General features: G+C 73.2%; 13 protein-coding genes. 6 read left to right on the top strand and 7 right to left on the bottom strand.

What is annotated here, in order from left to right; translation table 11 throughout:
* Window positions 1-8 precede the first annotated feature (8 nt).
* From ngcE to ACN26Y_RS17705, 3 genes are all read left to right on the top strand, one after another.
* Window positions 9-1,412, top strand: a complete 1,404-nt coding sequence (gene ngcE / locus ACN26Y_RS17695) for an N-acetylglucosamine/diacetylchitobiose ABC transporter substrate-binding protein (protein ID WP_422733045.1) — start codon at window positions 9-11, stop codon at window positions 1,410-1,412.
* 23 nt (window positions 1,413-1,435) lie between these two features.
* Window positions 1,436-2,377: a carbohydrate ABC transporter permease gene (locus ACN26Y_RS17700; RefSeq protein WP_155331326.1), complete on the top strand. Its 942-nt coding sequence runs from the start codon at window positions 1,436-1,438 to the stop codon at window positions 2,375-2,377.
* A gap of 169 nt (window positions 2,378-2,546) precedes the next feature.
* Window positions 2,547-3,347 (top strand): carbohydrate ABC transporter permease, encoded by an 801-nt coding sequence (locus tag ACN26Y_RS17705; RefSeq protein ID WP_230689072.1) that lies wholly within the window; start codon window positions 2,547-2,549, stop codon window positions 3,345-3,347.
* Window positions 3,348-3,433: 86 nt separating this feature from the next.
* On the opposite strand, the gene helR is transcribed toward ACN26Y_RS17705, so the two are convergent.
* The gene (gene helR, locus ACN26Y_RS17710) at window positions 3,434-5,578 is read right to left on the bottom strand and encodes an RNA polymerase recycling motor ATPase HelR (protein ID WP_422734947.1); all 2,145 of its coding nucleotides are present in this window, start codon (window positions 5,576-5,578) and stop codon (window positions 3,434-3,436) included.
* 307 nt (window positions 5,579-5,885) lie between these two features.
* Between helR and ACN26Y_RS17715 the strand changes: the two genes are divergently transcribed.
* Together ACN26Y_RS17715 and ACN26Y_RS17720 are read left to right on the top strand one after the other, a co-directional pair.
* Window positions 5,886-7,565 (top strand): bifunctional 3'-5' exonuclease/DNA polymerase, encoded by a 1,680-nt coding sequence (locus ACN26Y_RS17715; RefSeq protein WP_422733046.1) that lies wholly within the window; start codon window positions 5,886-5,888, stop codon window positions 7,563-7,565.
* 186 nt (window positions 7,566-7,751) lie between these two features.
* A complete protein-coding gene (locus tag ACN26Y_RS17720; RefSeq protein ID WP_155331330.1) occupies window positions 7,752-8,345 on the top strand; it encodes a nucleotidyltransferase family protein in 594 nt (197 codons plus the stop codon).
* 3 nt (window positions 8,346-8,348) lie between these two features.
* Here the strand turns inward: ACN26Y_RS17720 and ACN26Y_RS17725 are convergent, their stop codons facing one another.
* The 6 genes from ACN26Y_RS17725 to ACN26Y_RS17750 all read right to left on the bottom strand — a co-directional run bounded on the left by ACN26Y_RS17725 (window position 8,349) and on the right by ACN26Y_RS17750 (window position 17,161).
* Complete coding sequence (locus tag ACN26Y_RS17725; protein ID WP_422734948.1) at window positions 8,349-9,242, bottom strand: amidohydrolase family protein; 894 nt, start codon at window positions 9,240-9,242, stop codon at window positions 8,349-8,351.
* 2 nt (window positions 9,243-9,244) lie between these two features.
* Complete coding sequence (locus ACN26Y_RS17730) at window positions 9,245-10,054, bottom strand: metal-dependent hydrolase (RefSeq protein WP_155331332.1); 810 nt, start codon at window positions 10,052-10,054, stop codon at window positions 9,245-9,247.
* Between the two features lie 98 nt (window positions 10,055-10,152).
* Complete coding sequence (locus ACN26Y_RS17735) at window positions 10,153-11,772, bottom strand: serine/threonine-protein kinase (protein WP_155334138.1); 1,620 nt, start codon at window positions 11,770-11,772, stop codon at window positions 10,153-10,155.
* Between the two features lie 144 nt (window positions 11,773-11,916).
* Window positions 11,917-13,602, bottom strand: a complete 1,686-nt coding sequence (locus ACN26Y_RS17740; RefSeq protein ID WP_422733047.1) for a serine/threonine-protein kinase — start codon at window positions 13,600-13,602, stop codon at window positions 11,917-11,919.
* 148 nt (window positions 13,603-13,750) lie between these two features.
* The gene (locus ACN26Y_RS17745) at window positions 13,751-15,079 is read right to left on the bottom strand and encodes a glycosyltransferase family 4 protein (protein WP_422733048.1); all 1,329 of its coding nucleotides are present in this window, start codon (window positions 15,077-15,079) and stop codon (window positions 13,751-13,753) included.
* Between the two features lie 144 nt (window positions 15,080-15,223).
* Window positions 15,224-17,161, bottom strand: coding sequence for an amylo-alpha-1,6-glucosidase (locus tag ACN26Y_RS17750; protein WP_422733049.1), 1,938 nt, complete (start codon window positions 17,159-17,161; stop codon window positions 15,224-15,226).
* 42 nt (window positions 17,162-17,203) lie between these two features.
* Between ACN26Y_RS17750 and ACN26Y_RS17755 the strand changes: the two genes are divergently transcribed.
* Window positions 17,204-19,939, top strand: coding sequence for an MGH1-like glycoside hydrolase domain-containing protein (locus tag ACN26Y_RS17755; protein ID WP_422733050.1), 2,736 nt, complete (start codon window positions 17,204-17,206; stop codon window positions 19,937-19,939).
* Window positions 19,940-19,965 lie beyond the last annotated feature (26 nt).

The raw sequence follows: 19,965 nt of genomic DNA on the forward strand, positions 1-19,965 counted from the left end.
AGTCAGAGATGTCTGTTTCCCCCGACCTCGACCGCCGGACTCTGCTGCGTCGCGCCGCGGCCGCGGGTCTGCTGGTCACACCGGCCGCCGGGCTGCTCGGCGCGTGCGCCGGCAGCGAGCCGGCCAAGAACGACGACACCGGCGGCGCGAAGAGCAAGGACAACCCGTTCGGCGTCAAGGACGGCAGCGCCGTCAAGGTCGTCGTCTTCAACGGCGGGCTGGGCGACCAGTGGGCCAAGGAGGACATGGCGATCTTCAAGGCCAAGCACCCGAGCATCACGGTCAACATGAGCTCCACCCAGAAGATCAAGACCGAAGAGCAGCCGAAGATGGCGACGCAGCCGAGCGACGTCGTCATGAACTCGGGCGCCGACATCATGGACATCAGCACCCTGGTCAACGAGGGTGCGATCGAGCCGCTGGACGACCTGCTCACCGCCCCCGCCTGGGACAGCGACGGAACGGTGGCCGACACGCTGCTGCCGGGCACCGTCGCCGACGGCACCTTCCAGGGCAAGTTCTACGTGGTCAACATCGCCTACACGGTCTGGGGCAACTGGTACAACGCCGCGCTGTTCAACAAGGAGGGCTGGCAGCCGCCGAAGACCTTCGACGAGTTCTTCGCGCTCGCACCGAAGATCAAGGCGAAGGGCATGGCCCCGTACGTCCACGACGCGGTGCACGGCTACTACCCGCGCTGGGCACTGATGGCGACCATCTGGAAGTCCGCTGGCAAGCAGGCCGTGGTCGACATCGACAACCTGAAGGAGAACGCCTGGAAGGCCGACGGCATCCTGCCGGCCCTGCAGGCGTGGGAGAAGCTGGTCAAGGACAAGCTGCTGCTCCCAGGCAAGCTCGACCACACCCAGTCGCAGCAGGCGTGGCTGGACGGCAAGGCCGCGTTCATCCAGGTCGGCACCTGGCTCAAGAACGAGATGGCGGCGACCATCCCGCCGGGCTTCGAGATGAAGATCTCGGACTACTGGGGCCTGGGCGCCAGCGACAAGGCGCCGAACGACGTCTACGCCGGCGCGGGTGAGGGCATCGTGGTGCCGGCGAAGGCCCCGAACAAGGCCGCCGCCAAGGAGTTCCTGCGGGCCGTTCTCTCCAAGGCCGGCTCGGCGAAGTTCGCCGAGCTGACCAAGTCGCTCGCCTCCACCAAGGGCTCCGGCGACAACGTCCAGGACTCGGCGCTGGCCAGCGCGAACGAGCTGATGAAGAACGCACCGAAGGACCTCGTCTCGGTCAAGTTCTGGAACTTCTACGCCGACCTGGACAAGGAGAGCCAGAACCTCTCCGAGGAGCTGATGGCCGGCCGGCTGACCGCCCAGCAGTTCGTCGACAAGATGCAGGCGGCCGCCGACAAGGTCGCCAAGGACTCGTCGATCAAGAAGCAGACCCGTACCGCCTGATCCCAACGGAAAGAGTGAGTCCAATGCGGCACGGTGTCGCGCGTTTCGTCACGGGCTTCCTGGCCCTGCCCGTCGCGCTCTACCTCTTCTACGTGGTCTGGCCCTTCGTGCAGGCCGCCGGGTACTCGCTGACCGACTGGGGTGGCTACTCCGATCGGCAGCAGTTCGTCGGGCTGGACAACTACGTCCGGCTGCTCTCCGACGAGCTGATCAGGAAGGCGTTCTGGCACAACGTGTTCTTCCTGGTCACCGTGCCGCTGTTCACGATCGCGCTGGCCCTGTTCCTCGCGTTCCTGCTCAATGTGGGCGGACGCGAGGACAGGGCCGGCATCCGGGGGGTCTTCGGCTCCGGCCTCTACAAGGTCATCTTTTTCTTCCCGCAGGTGCTGTCCCTGGTCGTCATCGCGGTGATGTGGCAGCAGATCTACCGGACGGACGGCCAGGGCCTGATCAACGGCCTGCTCATCAAGATCGGGCTGGTCGACGCCGACAACCCGATCGCGTTCACCAACGACCCCGAGCCCTTCCTCGGTGTCCCGGCGGTGCTGTGGTGGCTGCTGCTCATCGCGGTGTGGAGCGGCGCCGGGTTCTACATGGTGCTGTTCTCCGCGGCGATGCAGTCGATCCCCAAGGACGTCTACGAGGCGGCGATCCTCGACGGCGCCGGCCGGTTCCACACGTTCTTCCGGATCACCCTGCCGCTGCTGCGGGACACGGTCTCGGTCGCCTGGGTCTACCTGGGCTTCATCGCCCTGGACATGTTCGCCCTGGTCTACGTCATGACACCCAGCCAGGGCGGGCCGAACCACGCCAGCGAGATCTTCGCATCGGTGATCAACTTCAACGCGTTCCAGAAGGGCCAGTTCGGCTACGCCTGTGCCATCGCCGTGGCGTTGGCGATCTTCACGATCCTGCTGGCCGCCCTCCAGCTTCGGATCACCCGCCGTGAGCGGATCGAGTACTGAGGAGGCCTGGACGATGAGCACGGTGACCCACACCTCCGGCCGGGCCCGGCCCACCCCGCCCCCGCCGACCGGCACCACCCGCGGCCCGGTGGCCGAGTCCGCCGCCAACGGCGTCGGCGCACGGATCTTCAACGGCTTCTCGCACCTCTTCCTCGTGGTGTGGGCGATCATGGTCGTCTACCCGCTGCTGTGGGTGGTCATGTCGGCCCTCAAGACCGACTCCGAGGTGATCCGCGAGCCGCTGTCGTTGTTCCCCTCGTCACTGCAGTGGGACAACTTCGCGCGCGCCTGGACGGCGGGCATCGACAGCTTCTTCCTGAACACGTTGCTGGTGCTCGTCGGCAGTGTCTTCCTCACCATGCTGCTCGGCTCGATGGCCGCGTACGCCCTGGCCCGCTACGAGTTCCCCGGCAACCGGCTGATCTACTGGATGTTCCTGTCCGGGCTGACGCTGCCGATCTACCTCGCCGCCGTCCCGCTGTTCAAGGGGGTCTACAACACCGGCGTCGTGCTCCCGCTGCTCGGGCCGAACAAGCACGTCATGCTGATCCTGGTGTACGTGGCCTGGTCGCTGTCGTTCACGGTCTTCTTCATGCACTCGTTCTTCCGGACCCTGCCGACCGCGATCGCCGAGGCCGGCCTGGTCGACGGCGCCTCGCACACCCGCCTGTTCTTCAGCGTCATGCTGCCGATGGCCAAGCCCGGCCTGATCAGCATCGGCATCTTCAACGTGCTCGGGCAGTGGAACCAGTGGTACCTGCCGACGCTGCTGATGCAGTCCGTCGCCGGCGAGCCGAAGAACCAGGTGATCGCCCAGGGCCTGATCGAGCTGTCGGTCAACCAGGGCTACAAGTCCGACTGGTCCGGTCTCTTCGCCGGGGTCACGATGGCGATGCTGCCGGTGCTGATCGTGTACATCGTCTTCCAGCGCCAGGTGCAGTCCGGCCTCACCGCCGGCGTCGGCAAGTAACCGGACGTCGAGTCGCGCGTTTGCGAAAGGGCGGCCGTTCCACGGGGACGGCCGCCCTTTCCCATCGCGATGCGGAAGCGTGCGCGTCAGGAACTGGTGAGGACCACGAGTTGCTGGGTGGCGCGGGTCATCGCCACATAGCGGTCGACCGCTCCCTCGATGCCCGTGCCGAACGCCTCGGGGTCGACGAGGACGACCAGGTCGAACTCCAGCCCCTTCGACAGCTCCGGGCTCAGCGACCGGACGCGGGACGTCGCCCGGACCGTGGGGTCGCCGATGACGCAGGCGATGCCGTCGGCGTGCGCGGCGAGCCAGTTGTCGAGGATCGAACCCAGGTCCGACACCGACCCGCGTACGACGGGGACGCCGCTGTCGCGGATGGAGCGGGGCACGTTCGCGTCCGGGAGCACGGCGCGGATGACCGGCTCGGCTTCCGCCATGACCTCCGTCGGCGTCCGGTAGTTGATGCTGAGGGTGGCCAGGCTGATCCGGTCGAGCCCCACCCGCTCGAGCCGCTCCTGCCACGACTCCGTGAACCCGTGCCGCGCCTGGGCGCGGTCCCCGACGATGGTGAAGCTCCGGGACGGGCAGCGCAGCAGCAACATCTGCCACTCCGCGTCGGTCAGTTCCTGGGCCTCGTCCACGACGATGTGCGCGAACGGGCCGGCGAGCGGGTCCGGCTCGGCGCTGGGCAGTGCCGCCTCGTCGACCAGGGCATCCTGGAGGTCCAGTTGGCGCAGGCTCGACAGCACACCTTCACCGTCGTCGTAGGCGTGGGCCTCGATCAGCTCGTCGACGACCGTGGCCATCCGTTCCCGTTCGACGGCGACGGCGGCGTCGCGCCGGTGCCGGCGTCGCGACGCCTCCCGGTCGCCGAGCCGCTGCCGTGCCGCGTCCAGGAACGGCAGGTCGGACACCGTCCAGGCCCGGGGGTCAGGACGGTGCAGCCTCCGGACCTCGTCCGGGCCGAGCCAGGGGGCGCACCGGCGCAGGTACGCGGGGACCGACCACAGGTCGCCGACGAGGTCGCCTGCGTCGAGCAGCGGCCAGGCCCGGTTGAAGGCCGTCCGCAGCTCCCGGTTCCGCAGCAGCGACCTGCGGACCAGGTCCGCCGGCTCGTCGCCGTCGTACCGGTCCAGCAGGATCGTGAGCAGTTCCTCCCAGATCTCGTCCCGCGCCTCGTTGTGCGGCGTGCCGGGCCCCGGCGCCGCGAACGCCTCGGCCCAGTCGTCCGCGCTCAGCCAGATGTCGCAGTCGTCGGTCGTGACGGTCATCCCCTCGGCCGGCGGCTCCTCGTAGAACCTGACGGCCGCCTCGACCGCCGCCACCAGGTCACCGGACGACTTCAGCAGCGCCACGTCCGGGTCGGTCTCGACGGTCGCCGCGGCGCCCTCGGGAACGAGATCCCGCAGGGTGCAGGTCTGCACCTCCTCCTCGCCGAGGCTGGGGAGGACGTCGGCGACGTAGGCCAGGTAGGGCTGGTGCGGACCGACGAACAGCACCCCGCCCCGGCGGTGGTTGAGGCGCGGATCGGCGTAGCGGAGGTAGGCGGTGCGGTGCAGGGCGACGACGGTCTTCCCCGTACCCGGGCCGCCGTCGACGACGAGCGCGCCGCTCGATCCCGCCCGGATCACGGCGTCCTGGTCCGCCTGGATGGTGGCGAGCACGTCCCGCATCCGGGTGGATCGGCTGCCGCCCAGACTGGCGATGAAGGCGGACTGGTCGTCGAGGGCCGCGTGCCCGTCCAACCCGTCCGGGGTGAACACCTCGTCCCAGTAGTCGGTGACCCGGCCACGGGTCCAGCGGTACCGGCGGCGGCTCGCCAGACCCATCGGGTTGGCGTGGGTCGCCCCGAAGAACGGCTCCGCCGCGGGCGAGCGCCAGTCGAGCAGCAGCCGGCGACCCGCGCTGTCGGTGAGGCCGAACCGCCCGACGTACACGGGTTCGGAGTCGTCCGCGCCGACCATGCGTCCGAGACACAGGTCCAGACCGAAGCGACGCAGTCCACGCAGGCGAGCGGTCAGCCGGTGGACCTCCTGGTCCCGGTCCACGGCCCGCCGGCCCTTGCCGCCGGGCGCCCGGCGGGCGGCGTCGAGGCGGCCGGACAGGTCGTCGATCGACTGCCGGAGTGTCTCCGCGATGGCCGCGAAGTGCTGCTCGTCACCGGCGATCAGACCCGGGTCGGCCTTGGGTGAGAGGTGGTCGGGAAGATCAAAGGCGCTGGTGGTCAGCGGGTTCACGTCATCAGCTCCGATCTGAGGCCGCTCGCGCCGATCGCGCGCACCGACCGGCCGGCGCGCGACGTCGCCGTCCGGTGGCACGCACGCGTCAACGCCACCCACGCGGTTCCTGTTTCCGCAGGTCGTGGCCTCGGCCGACGATTCTGCGGCACCCCTGGGGTCTTGCCGCAAGCCCCCCGGTGCGGTATACGTTGAGAGTGGCGGGGAGCAGATGCTCCCCGTTTTTCGTTGTCGCCACCGTGGCGGGGCGATCTCCCCGCGACGCGTCGCACGAGCCTGGCCGACGGCGCGCGGGGGAGTGTCGCACCGACGGGGCAGAATCGCGTCCGTGCTGGTGGCGGTGGTGGCGGACGAGGTCGGCGGGGGAGTGCTGCAACCCCTCGACGCCGCCGGGCGGCCGACCGCGCCGCCCGAGCCCGTGGCCGACCTGGCCGGCGCGGTGGCTGCTCGGGAGCGGGCCGACCGCCCGCGCTGGGTGTGGGCGTCCGGCGCGACGGTCTACCCGGCGTTGCTGCGCGCCGGTGTCCGTGTCGACCGCTGTCACGACGTCGAGCTGACCGAGGCGCTGCTGCTCGGCCACGCCGGCCGCTGGGGTGAGCCCCGCTCGCTCGCCGCCGCCTGGGCGCGGCTCACCGGTGCGCCGGTGCCGCCCGACCCGCCGCCCCGCGCGGCCGAGCCGCCCGGCCACGGCCAGGACGCGCTCTTCGAGGCCCTGCCGGGCCCGCCGGGCCCCGGCGTCGACGTCCTGACCCAGGTGTACGCGGACCAGCTCGCCCGGGTCGCCACGACCGAGCATCCCGGCCGGTTCCGGCTGCTCGTGGCCGCCGAGTCGGCCGGCGCGCTGATCGCCGTCGAGATGGGCGCCGCCGGGCTGCCGTGGCGGGCCGACGTCCACGACGCCGTCCTCGCCGAGCTGCTCGGCGAGCCGTCCCCGGTGGGCGGGCCGCCCCGGCGCCTCGCCGAGCTGGCGGCCCGCATCGCCGACGCGTTCGGCGTACGCCAGCTGCACGCCGACTCTCCGGCGGAACTGGTGAGGGCGTTCGCCCGCGCGGGGGTGGAGGTGCCCAACACGCGAGCCTGGGTGCTGCGCGGCGTCGACCACCCGGCGGTGCCGCTGGTCCTGGAGTACAAGGAGCTCTACCGGATCTGGACGGCGCACGGCTGGGCCTGGCGCGACGCGTGGGTGCGCGACGGGCGGTTCCGCCCGGAGTACGTGCCCGGCGGCGTGGTCTCCGGGCGGTGGGCGACCCGGGGCGGCGGGGCGTTGCAGATCCCCAAGGTGATCCGCCGGGCGGTGGTGGCCGACCCGGGCTGGACCTTCGTGGTGGCCGACGCCGGCCAGTTGGAGCCGCGCGTGCTGGCCGCGGTCTCCGAGGACGCCCGGCTGGCCGCCGCCGGTGGGGCCGGCGACCTCTACGCCGCTCTCGCCCGGGACGCTTTCGGGGGCGACCGGGCGCGGGCCAAGGTGGCCCTGCTCGGCGCGATGTACGGGCAGACCGGTGGGGCGGCGGTGCCCGCGCTGGAGGTGCTGCGGCGCCACTACCCGACCGCCTTCGGCCACGTCGAGGCCGCCGCCCGTGAGACCGGCGGCCTGGTCCGCTCCTGGCTGGGCCGCACCTGCCCGCCCGGCTCGGCCGGCCTCGACGGGGAGGAGGCGGCGCCGGACGGCGGCGACCGGTCGGCGCGGGCACGGTCGCGCGGACGGTTCACCCGCAACTTCGTCATCCAGGCCACGGCCGCCGAGTGGGCGTCGACGCTGCTCGCCACGTTGCGCGGCGAGCTGGCCGGCACCGGTGGCGAGCTGGTGTTCTTCCAGCACGACGAGGTGGTCGTGCACTGCCCGAAGGTGCGGGCCGACGTGGTCGCGGCGGCGGTCGTCCGGTCCGGTGCGCGGGCCACCGCGCTGCTCTTCGGGCACACGCCGGTCCGGTTCCCGCTCGACGTGTCGATCGTGGACTGCTACGCCGACGCGGCTTAGCCCACAATTTTCCCTTTTGCCCCGCTACCCGCGCCCGGGAATGCTCGTTTCTCCTCATGTCCGTACGACGGAGCGGGCCAGGCCGACGTGGCGCGGCCCGCTCCAAGAGGCTGTCGGGAAACCGCGTACCGGGATCTCCCGGCAGCCTCTGGTGAAGGGGGCGCAGCGCTGAACCGGATCGCAGGAATGATCATCGCCGCGGGTGGGGGACGCCGGATCGGCGGCCCGGAGGCCCTGCTGCACCAGGGGGAGAAGCCCCTGGTCAGCCGGATGATCGACACGATGACGGAGGCGGGCTGCGAGCGGATCGTGGTCGTGCTGGGCGCCGCGGCCGACCAGGTGCGCGAGACGACGGATCTCAGCGGCGCCACGGTGGTGGTCAACCGGGCCTGGGGGACGGGCGTCGGCTCGTCGATCCGCGCCGGCCTCGCGGCGATCGACGACGACGGGATCGAGGCCGTGGTCGTGGTGCCGGTCGACATGCCCGGCCTGACGGCCGTGGCGGTCCGCCGGGTGACCGCGCTGCCGTACCCGGACGTGCTGGTCTGCGCCACCTACGACGGCCTGCGCGGGTACCCGATGCTGTTCGGTCGCCGGCACTGGTCCGGCATCGCCACCCTGGCCAGCGCCGACGTCGGCGCTCGCCCGTACCTGCTGGCGCACAAGGACCAGATCGTCGACATCGCCTGCGACGCGGTGGCCGACGGCAGCCGGGTCGACAGCCCCGAGCTGATGGCCCTCTACGGCCTCAGCGTCCCCGAGCAGCGGGTCGGGGTCTGAGAGTCAGCCGGGCAGGTCGAACAGCTCGGCGGCGTTGCCCCAGCAGACCGCGCGCAGCCAGTCGTCGCCGAGATCGAGGCGGGCCAGTCCGGCGAGCTGCTCCGCGTACGCGTAGGGCAGATTCGGGAAGTCGCTGCCCAGCAGCACCTTGCCGGCGAGCCCCAGCTCGCGCAGCCGGGGACGCTCCTCGCTGGGGAACGGCACGAACCGGTCGAAGAACGGGGTGAACGCCATCGTCGTGTCCAGCCGTACCCGCTCGTACCGCTCGGCGAGGTCGAGGAACGCCGTGTAGTCCGGCGCGCCGAGGTGCGCCACGATCGCGGTGAGCGCGGGATGGCGGGCGAGCACGGCGGCGAACGGGTCCGGCCCGGTGTGCGTGGTGCCGACCGGGGCGTGCCCGGCGTGCACGACCACGGGCACGCCGGCGTCGGCGAGCAGCCCCCACACGGGGTCGAGCAGCGGGTCGGTCGGAGCGAAGCCGCCCACCTGGACGTGCACCTTGAACACGCGGGCGCCGGCGGCGAGGGCGTCGGCGACGTACCGCGGCGCCTCCGGCTCCGGGAAGAACGTCGCCGACGGCAGGCACCCCGGCGTCGCGCGGGCGAAGTCGAGCGTCCAACCGTTCAAATCGGCGGCCATGCCGGGCCGGTGGGCGTACGCGAGGGCGCTGAACGCCCGTACGCCCAGCTCTCGCAGGTACGCGACCCGCTCGGCGTCGCTCCACCGGTACCGGATCGGCCACTCGGTGCCCACCAGTGGGCCGGCCGCGTCGAAGTACGCCCACACCCGGCGCAGCAGCCGCGGCGGGAGGAAGTGCACGTGCACGTCGGCCAGGCCGGGCAGCCCGAGGCCCTGCCAGAACGCGGGCACGTCCGCGTCGTCGGCCTCCGCCACCACCGTCACACCTCGATGTTGAAGCGTTGCAGCACCGAGGGGGCGACGAGCCCGACGGCGGCCAGCACCGCGATGACGGTCAGCGCGGCGCGGACCACCACCACCTCGGTCTTGCTGCCGGCGCGCAGGGCGATCGAATCCGGCAGGCTGATCATCGTCCACATCCGACGTTTGATCGGGATGGGCCAGAGGATCGGTACCCCGGCCCGGGTGATCATGTCACCGAGGATGTGCACGAAGCTCCCGACGCCGACGGCGAGCCCGATCATCGGGTAACCGCGGTCGCCGGGCAGGGTGGCGAAGGTGAACCACGCCGCCGCGAGTGACAGGAGGGTCACGACCACCCAGCCGGCCCGCTCGGCCCACTCGTCGAAGAGGCCGCGCAGGGCGAGGCCGAACATGAAGAACAGGATGCCGATCACGGCCCACTTGCCGTACGCGGCGCACAGCGTGGTGGTGCCCCAGCCGACCAGCACGGTGAACGGGATGGTGTGGGTGAGCGTCCGGTGGCCGTTGCTGCGGCGTGGATCCTTGCTGAGCTTCGTCGCGTAGTAGACCCCGAGCGACACCTTCTCCGTGACCTCGGCGATGAACAGCGAGAAGACGCCGAAGGTGCGGGCGACGGTGGCGCCGCCCTGGTTGCGGGTGACCTTTCCCGACAGGTCGAGGTCGGGGAAGAGCGCGCCGCCCGCGCAGACCGCGGTGCCGACCGCGAGCGCCAGCGGCGACTGCTCGTAGCCGGCGAAGTGGTCCAGCGCCCAGGACCCGGCCAGCCACACCGACGCGCCGGACAGCGCATGCGACGGTCCCATCATGTCCGCTCATCCTCCCGGGGATCTTGAGCGCCGAAACTACGTCACTGTAGTTCAGCGCCGCACCCGCGGGGTGGCGGCCGGCCGCTCACATCCGTCGGTCAGGGCAGCGGCGTGAAGCTTTGCCGGACCATCAGGAGGTACGGGTTGTTGACCCCCCAGTCGAACTCCGAGGTCAACCAGGACACGGTGTACGCGCGAGCGGTCGTCACGTTCAGCAGCAGCCGGGCCGTGTGCACGCGTACCCCGGCGGCGTTGACCCAGGCGCACTCCCACACCGCGGCACCGTCGAACATGTCCAGCGGGGCGATCTGGAACCGGCGGTAGTCCCTGAGGAGGCCGCCACCGGTGAGCCGCTGCTCCTCCGACCGCCACCAACCCACCGGGTCAACCCGGTGGGGACCGGCCTCGACGCTGAGCATGCGGACGCCGCCCGGCTCCCGGAAACAGGTCACCGTCCCTTCCGTCCACCGCAGCCAGGCCACCGGCGTGGCGATCCGCCACCCGCCCGGGTCGACGTGCCACGTCCAGCCGCGTACCAGGCGCAGCGCGCCGGTGGGCGGCGGCACCGACGGCACCGGGGTGGCGGCGGGCGGCGGCGCGGCGCAGGCGAACGCGGCCGGGCGCTCCGGTGCGACGCCCCCACCGGAACCGGCCCCCGGCTCCGGCCGGCCGCCGTCGCCGCCCACCAGGGCCCGGCCGACGCCAAGCGCGGTGAGCACCAGGAACACCGCGCCCACGGCGATCCACGGCCGTCGCCGCCGGAAGCTCCTCGGACGCCGTCCCGGCGCCTGGCCGGCGGTTGGCCCGCCGGCCGGTGCCGCCGCCTGACCGGCGCCCGCCGGCCGGTGCCGAGTCGACATCGGATCGGCCGGCGGTGCGGGTGGCGGGCCGGCCTCCGCCGAGGAAGGCCGACCGGCAGTGGCACCCGCGCCAGGTGGCAGGGTCGGCCCGACCGGCCGGTCGTGGTCGGCCGCCGCGGCGCGCAGCAGCGGCTCCGCCTCGGCCGCCGTCAACCGGCGCCACGGGTCGCGTTGCAGCAGGCCGGTCAGGAGCGGGCGCAGCGGACCGGCCCGCCGCATCGGGTCGGGCGGCTCGGTGGCCAGCGCGCTGAGCGTCGCCATCGCGGTGGGCCGGGCGTACGGGGACTGGCCCTCCACGGCGGCGTAGAGCGTCGCGCCGAGCGACCACAGGTCCGTACGCGGGTCGGAAATCCCGTCCCGCGCCCGCTCGGGCGCCACGAACTGCGGTGAGCCGAGCACCATGCCGGGCCCGGTCATCGCGCCGTCGCCACCGTCGAACGTGGCCAACCCGAAGTCGGTCAGCACCACCCGGCCGTCGTCGGCCACGAGGACGTTGTGCGGCTTGACGTCCCGGTGCAGGACGCCGGCCAGGTGCGCCGCCCGCAGCGCGGCCAGCACCGCCAGCCCGATCCGGGCGGTCCGGCGGGGGCCCAGCGGCCCGTCGGTCGTGATGATCTGCTGCAGGGAGCGGGACCGCACGTACTCCATCACGATCCACGGGCTGTCGCCGTCGTGGACGACGTCGTAGACGCGGACGACGTTGGGGTGGGCGAGGCGGGCGGCGGTCCGCGCCTCCCGCAGCGAGCGCAGCCGTACCTCGTCCCGCTCGGCCTCGGCCAGCCAGTTCGGCGGGACGACCTCCTTGACCGCGACGTCCCGGTGCAGCATCTCGTCCCGGGCCAGCCAGACCCGGCCCATTCCGCCGGTACCGACCAGGTCGAGCAGCCGGTACCGGCCCGCGATCAGCCCCTGCCGCACTCTCGCGTTCCCCCTCGGTCACCCCGTGTCACACGATAGTCAGCGGCGTGCAGATTCTCATCCGGAGCATCGGTGGCCGGTCGGTCAGCGGACGCTGCGCAGGCTCGTCCGGACGGTGGTGAGCTGCGCCGTCGCGGCCGGCCAGTCGGCGTCGTGGGTGATCCAGCCGAGCGTCCAGCCGGCGGTCGGTGCCGCCAGCACCACCTGGAGGGCCCGCAGCCGGCTGCCGTGCGGGGTGTCCCACGCGCACTCCCACTCCGCCGCCGCGCCGGCGGCGCCGAGCCGGAACTCGGCGTACCCGGGCAGCGCGCCGGCCGCGAGCGCGCGCTCCCGGGCGGCACGCAGCCGGTCCAGCGCTCCGGCGGGACCGCCGCCGGGGATGGCGACGCTCAGCGCGCGTCCGGTGGTCGGGTCCTGGAAGCAGGCCACGTCGCCGTCACCGGAGTACCGCCAGCCGGCCGGCACGGCGATCCGGAAGCCGCGGGTGTCGGCGTGCCAGGCCCAGCCACGTGGCGGGCGGAACGTCTCCCCGGCGGGTGGGGCGGCGGCGACCACGGGCTCGCCGACCGCGTCGGGTCGGACACAGGAGAACGGCGGCGGCGGGAAGCCGCGCCGGCCGGGCGGCGGTGGCTTCGGGTGGTCCGGCCCGCCGTCCTGCCCGTCGCCGACCGCGCTTGCCCAGGGGTCGCCGGGCGCCGGCCCGTGGCGGCGGTCCCGGTCGTGGGTGGCCGGCCCGTCGGACGGCCGGGACCAGTCGCGACGCTCCGGCGGCTCGTCGGCCACCGTCAGGGCCGTCCCCACCCCGGCGGCGACGGCGACCAGCAGTGCGGCGGCCGACAGCCCCCACCGCCGGACGGCGGTCCGGTGCGCGGGGCGACCGCCCGCGCCGGCGCCCGTCGGGGCGGGCGGCGTGACCGGCTGCGGCGCGGCTGCCCCGGTGTCGGCCGTGGGTTCCGGCGACTCCGCTGCGGCCGTCAGCCGGCGCCGCGTCTCGTCGTGGTCGGTGCGGTCGCCCGGGTCGCGGCACAGCAGCCCGGCCAGCACCGGGGCCAGTGGCCCGGCGTTCGGGGCCGGGTCCGGTGGTGCGGCGGCCAGCGCGCTGAGCGTGGCCATGGCGGTGCTGCGGGCGTACGGGGACCGCCCCTCCACCGCCGCGTACAGCGTGGCACCGAGCGACCACAGGTCCGCCGCCGCGCTCGACACCCCCTCGGCGGCGCGCTCCGGTGCCACGTACTGCGGTGAGCCGAGGACCATGCCGGGGCGGGTCATCGCACCGTCGCCGCCGTCGAAGACGGCCAGCCCGAAGTCGGTGAGCAGGGCCCGCCCGTCGCGGGCGACCAGCACGTTCGCCGGCTTGACGTCCCGGTGCAGCACCCCCGAGGTGTGCGCGGCGTCGAGGGCGGCGAGCAGGTCCAGCCCGATCGCGGCGGCGCGCCGGGGCGGCAGCGGGCCGTCGTCGTCGAGCACGTCCTGAAGGGTCCGGGACGGCACGTACGCCATCACGATCCACGGGCTGTCGCCCATCGGCACCACGTCGTACACCTTGACGACGTGGGGATGGTCGATGCGCGCGGCCGTGCGTGCCTCCCGCAGCGTGCGGAGCCGCAGCTCGTCGCGTTCCTCGCCGGTCAGCCAGCTCGGCGGGACGATCTGCTTGACCGCGACCTCCCGGTGCAGCACCTCGTCGTGGGCCCACCAGACCCGGCCCATGCCGCCGCGCCCGACCATCTCCAGAAGCCGGTACCGGCCGGCGATCAGCACTCGCTCCACAGTGCTCCCATCCACCGCCCGGCGTACACCCTAGGCCAGGAGATGTGCGGGATTCATCCGCTGAAGCGGGCGCGCTGCCGGCCGTCCGCCGGTGCGCGGTGGCTCGGCGGCCGCGGGGACGGCCCGGTCCGGGGCTACCGACCGCCGCTCAGCCGGCAGCACCGCCCACCGCGAGGAGGTTCCCCTCCGGGATCTCGATGCTCCGTCGGCGCTCGCCGGGCCGGGCCCTGGCCAGCCGTCCGCCGGTGAGGTGCGCACGGCGGGCCGCGGCGTACGTGCCGGCGGTGCGCGCCGCGATCGTCGCCCACCCGTACCGCTCGCCGACCATGGCCCGGGCGCGGCGGGCAACCCGCCGCGCGAACACCTCGTCGGCGAGGAGCTGGTCCACCGCTCCGGCGAGGGCGTCCGGGTCGCTGTGCGGGAACGTCACCCCGGTGACCCCCGGCTCGACGATCTCGGCGAGCCCGCCGGTCGCGGCCACCGCCAGCGGCGCGCCAGCCGCGGCCGCCTCCAGCGCGACCATGCCGAACGGCTCGTAGAGGCTCGGTACGACGGTCGCGTCGGTGGCGCCCAGCACGGCCGGCAGCTGCGTCGAGTCGAGGAACCCGGCGAAGCGGACCGTGTCGTGCAGGTGCAGCCCCCGCGCCTGGTCCACCAGTTCCTCCCGGTACGGCCCGTCGCCGGCGATGAGCACCCGCAGCCCGGGATGCCGCCGGCGCAGGTACGGCACCGCGCGCACGAGGTGCTGGACGCCCTTCTCGTACACCAGCCGGCCGGCGTACCCGATCAGCGGGCCGTCCCCGGCGAACCGGGCCCGGGCGGAGGCCACCGCCCGGGGGCGGGCGTGCCAGGCCCGGTCGTCGACCCCGTTGGGCACCACGTCGACGTCACCGGCCGGCACCTCGAACAGCGTGGTGACCTGGTCCCGCATGTAACCGGAGCAGGTGATCACCCGCGTGGCGGCGTTGCTCAGCCAGTGCTCGATCCCGTGGATGGTGCGGTTCATCTCCTCGGGGAGCCAGCCCTGGTGCCGGCCCGCCTCGGTGGCGTGGATGGTGGTGACGAGCGGGAGGCCGAGATGCTCGCCGAGGGTGATGGCGGTGTGGGCGACGAGCCAGTCGTGGGCGTGGATGACGTCGTACCCGCCGGTCTCGGTGGCGCGCAGGGCGGCGCGGGTGAGGGTGTGGTTGAACGCCATCGTCCAGGCCAGCAGCGAGCTGGTGGCCAGGGGGAAGGTGACGGGGTCCTCGGCGGCGCGGACGATGCGGACGCCGTCGGCGTACTCCTCCAGGGGTGCGCCGTCGGCGTGGCGGGTGACGACGGTGACCTCGTGGCCGGCGGCGGCGAGGGCGACGGACAGGGCGTGGACGTGCCGGCCGAGGCCGCCGACGAGCACCGGCGGGTACTCCCACGACAACATCAGCACGCGCTCGTGCCGGGCGGGCTGGAGGTCGATGACGGCGGCGTCTGGTGACATGCGGCCCCCTTGAGTTGTCCCCGAGCGCGCGCCGGCCGGCACCATTTCGGTGCCCCGTTGACGTCGCGACTGGATCGGGACCAATCCTGCTGGTAGCTGGCTAACCAGCGGAGACACAACCGTTGCGGTCGTGTAAACCGCTGCCTACCGGACCCGGCGCACCCGCAGCAACTCGGCCACCGACCACGCCTGGAACGGGCACCCGGTGGCCCGGTGCGGCGGAAGGCCGTCGGCGGTCTCGCTGACCGAGCCGAGGCCGAACTCGGTCAGGTGCGCCTCGATCCCGACGAACAGCTCGTCGACGGGGAGCTTGGCCCGCCGGCTCGCGTCCACGAACGGGCCGAGCAGCCACGGCCAGACGGTGCCCTGGTGGTAGGCGCCGTCCCGCTCGGCCGGGCCGCCGCGGTGCCGGCCGACGAACTCCGGCGAGTCCGGGGAGAGGCTGCGGGGGCCGAGCGGGGTGAGCAGCCCGGCGGCGACGCGGCGCAGCGTCGGCTCGTCCGGGTCCAGCGGGGCGTACGGGAGCGACCAGGCCAGCAGCTGGTTGGGCCGCAGCAGGTCGTCGTCGTGGACGGCGGCACCGCCCAGCGGGTACGCGGGCGCGGGCGCGTCGACGACGTCGTGCAGCCATCCGGTCGGGGCGGGGAACCGCTCCCGGAAGGCGGAGACCGCCCGGTCGTGCAGCCGCCACAGCTCGGCGGCGTCCTGCCCGACCAGCTCCGCCAGCTCGGCGAGCCCGGCCAGACCGTTGATCCACAGCGCGTTGACCTCGACCGGCTTGCCGGCCCGGGGCGTCACCGGCACCCCGTACACCCGGGCGTCCATCCAGGTCAACGCGACGGCCGGGGCGCCCTGGGTGAGCAGCCCGTCCGCCGGGTCGACGACGATGCCGAACCGGGTGCCGGCCACGTGCGCGTCGATCACGCCGCGCAGCCCGGGCAGCAGCTCCGCGCCCAGGTCGGTGTCACCGGTGACGGTCACGTGCCGGCTCACCGCGTGCAGGAACCACAGCGTGCCGTCGACGGTGTTGTACTCCACCCGGCCGGTGTCGGCGGTGTTGGCACACATCCCCTCCGACAGCGTCGCCGCGTACGACCGCAGCAGCTCGCGGCCCTCGTCCGCGCGCCCGGTACACAGGAACAGACCCTCGTAGGAGATCATCGTGTCGCGCGACCAGGCGCCGAACCACGGGTAGCCGGCCACCACGTCCGGGCCGCGGCCGGTACCGATCACGAACGCGTCGGCGGCCAGGACGAGCGTCGCCTCGACCGGGTCGACCGGCTGCGCGGCCGCGACCACGGCCCGGTTGCGGGCCCGTGCGGCGGCCACCACCTCCGGCCCGGGCGGCGGCTCGGCGGCCAGGTCGCCGGCCCAGGCGAGCACCGAGACGGTGTCACCCGGCCGGTCCAGCGCGCCGACGAAGCCGCCCGCGTACCAGAGATCCTCGTCGGGGTGCAGGCCGCGCGCGGCCTCCTCGCGGTGGTGCGCGCCGAGCCACCACTGCCCCTCCGGCACCCAGCCCGGCCCGGCCAGCCGGAAACAGCCCTCGACCACGGCGCCGTCGGCGACCGGGTCCATCCGTGGCGTGGGCCCGTCGGCGCGGCGCTCGCCGTGGGCGTCCCGCCAGGTGCAGGCCGCGGCGAGTTCCAGCCGGACCGGGCTGCCGGTCACCAGCCGGTGCACCACCGCGACGCACGGCCGGCCGTGCACGGTCGCCAGCTCCCGCTCGATCACCACGTCGCCGATCCGCCAGCGCCAGCGGGGCAGCCCGTCGGCCAGGTCGAAGCGCTCCAGCAACTCGAAGCCCCGTGGATCCACGTCACCGGACGCCCACTCGTGGGCGCCGAGCCGTACCCGCGCCCCGGACGGGAGCACGACCGCCGGGTCGAGGCTCGCCAGTCCCACGCGTCGGGACGCCGGTGTCTCGCCCGCCACCACCAGCAGACCGTGGTAGCGGCGCGTGCGCAGCCCGGCGACCGTGCCCATGGCGTACCCACCGAGACCGTCCGGCACCAGCCACTCCCGGGTGGCGGCGCTGGTCAGCTCACCGCAGACCTGTGGACCGAAGGTGATGTCGATCAATTTCCCTCCACCGGCGGCGAGGTGTGACGCGGCACGAGAAGAATGGCCGCTGTGGTGAAGTACCCCGGCGGCGTCGAAGATGTGCGAGTGATCACCGACGTGCCGCCTCCCGACGCTTCCGCGCCCGACCCTGAGCGGATCCGGCTCGCCCAGGCCGACGCGGGGGAGCGGGAGTGGCGCGCATGGGGTCCCTATCTGTCCGAGCGGGCGTGGGGGACGGTACGGGAGGACTACAGCGAACACGGTACGGCGTGGGACTACTTTCCCCACGACCACGCGCGGTCCCGAGCCTACCGGTGGAGCGAGGACGGCATGGCGGGCGTCTGCGACGACCGGCAGACCTTCTGCTTCGCCCTGGCGCTGTGGAACGGCCGGGACCCGATCCTGAAGGAGCGCATGTTCGGCCTCGGCGGGGACGGCGGCAACCACGGCGAGGACGCGAAGGACTACTGGTGGTACGAGGACTCCACGCCCACCCACTCCTGGATGCGCTGGCGCTACCACTACCCGCAGGCCGCCTTCCCGTACGACGAACTCGTCGCGGTCAACGCGCTGCGCGGCCGGGACGACACCGAGTACGAGCTGGTGGACACCGGGATCTTCGACGACGACCGGTACTGGGCGGTGACCGTCGACTACGCCAAGGCCGGCCCGACGGACCTGTGCGTCCTGATCACCGTCGCCAACCGCGGCGACCGGGCGGAGACCCTGCACGTGCTGCCGACCCTCTGGTTCCGCAACACGTGGGCGTGGGGCCTGCCCGGCGGTGACCGGGTGCCCCGCATCGTCGGCTCGGCGGCGGGCTCGGCCCCCGACGGCGCGGGCGCCCGGCTGGTCGGCGAGCACTGGGTGCTCGGCCAGCTCGTGCTGGAGGGCGACGGCGAGCCCACACCGCTGCTGTGCGACAACGACACCAACGCCGAGCGGCTGTGGGGGCTGCCCAGCCGGTCCCGCTACCCGAAGGACGGGATCAACGACCACGTCGTCGCCGGGGCGCCGACGGTCAACCCGGAGCGGGAGGGCACCAAGGGGGCGCTGCACTACGTCCTGACCGTGCCGGCCGGTGGGTACCGGCAGATCCGCCTGCGGCTGACCCGGACCGCCCCACCGCCCGGCGGCACACCGCCCCCGCCGGCCGACCTCGGCGACGGCTACGACGCGGTGGTGTGGGCGCGGCGGGCCGAGGCGAACCGCTTCTTCGCCGGGGTGATCCCGGCGAAGGCCACCCCGGACGAGGCGCTGGTAGCCCGGCAGGCCATCGCCGGGCTGATGTGGGGCAAGCAGTTCTACCACTTCGACGTCAAGCGGTGGCTGGAAGGCGACCCGGGCTCCGCGCCACCGCCGGCCGGTCGCCGGCACGGGCGCAACAGCCACTGGTGGCACATGACCAGCTTCGACGTGATCTCCATGCCGGACCCGTGGGAGTACCCCTGGTACGCCGCCTGGGACCTCGCGTTCCACTGCGTGAGCATCGCCCGGGTCGACCCGGGCTTCGCCAAGGAGCAGCTGCTGCTCCTGCTCCGCGAGTGGTACCTGCACCCCAACGGGCAGATCCCCGCGTACGAGTGGGCGTTCGGCGACGTGAACCCGCCCGTGCACGCCTGGGCGGCGCTCAAGGTGTTCGAGATCGACGGGGGCCGGGACCACACGTTCCTCGCCCGGGTGATGCACAAGCTGCTGCTGAACTTCACCTGGTGGGTCAACCGCAAGGACACCGGCGGCAACAACGTGTTCGAGGGCGGCTTCCTCGGGCTGGACAACGTCGGCCCGTTCGACCGCTCGGCCGCGCTGCCGGTGGCCGGAGTGCTGGAGCAGTCGGACGGCACCGGCTGGATGGCGATGTACGCGCTCAACCTGCTCGACATCGCCGTCGTCCTCGCCGAGCACGACCGCACCTGGGTGGACACCGCCACCAAATTCTTCGAACACTTCGCGTACATCGCCGCGGCCGCGTACTCGCAGGGGTTGTGGGACGACGAGGACGCCTTCTTCTACGACGTGCTGCGGCTCGCCGACGGCACGAAGGTGCCGCTGAAGGTCCGCTCGGTGGTGGGGCTGCTGCCCCTCGCCGCCGTCACCCGGCTGACCGCCCGTACCCTGCACCGGCTGCCCGAGCTGGGCGCGCGGCTGCGCTGGTTCCTCACCAACCGGCCCGAGTACGCCGACGTGATCGGCGCCCGGCGGCTCGGCCCGGACGGCCGTCAGCAGCGGCTGCTGTCCATGGTGGGCCCGGAGCAGATCGTCCGGCTGCTGGCCCGGATGCTCGACACCGACGAGTTCCTCTCCGAGTACGGGCTGCGGACGCTCTCCCGCGCCCACCTGGACAAGCCGTTCGCGGTCACCCTCGGCGGGCAGGAGTTCTGCGTCGGGTACGAGCCGGCCGAGTCGACCAGCGGCCTGTTCGGCGGCAACTCGAACTGGCGTGGCCCGATCTGGATGCCGACCAACTTCCTGCTGATCAGCGCGCTGCGCGACTACGCCGCGTTCTTCGGCGACGACCTCCAGGTCGAGTACCCGACCCGGTCCGGTGTGAAGCGCAGCCTCGACGAGATCGCCGACGACCTGTCGGCCCGGCTGATCTCCCTGTTCACCCGGGACGGCTGGGGCCGGCGGCCGATCTACGGCGCCGCGCAGCTCTTCCAGACCCACCCGGACTGGCGGGACCTGATCTGCTTCCCGGAGTACTTCCACGGCGACAACGGGGCCGGGCTGGGCGCCTGGCACCAGACCGGCTGGACGGCCCTGGTAGCCGACCTCATCCTCGACCTCCGCCGCTGAACGGAACTCGGGTGACCTGGCTGGCC

The organism is Micromonospora sp. WMMD558, assembly GCF_049315255.1.
GTDB lineage: Bacteria > Actinomycetota > Actinomycetes > Mycobacteriales > Micromonosporaceae > Micromonospora.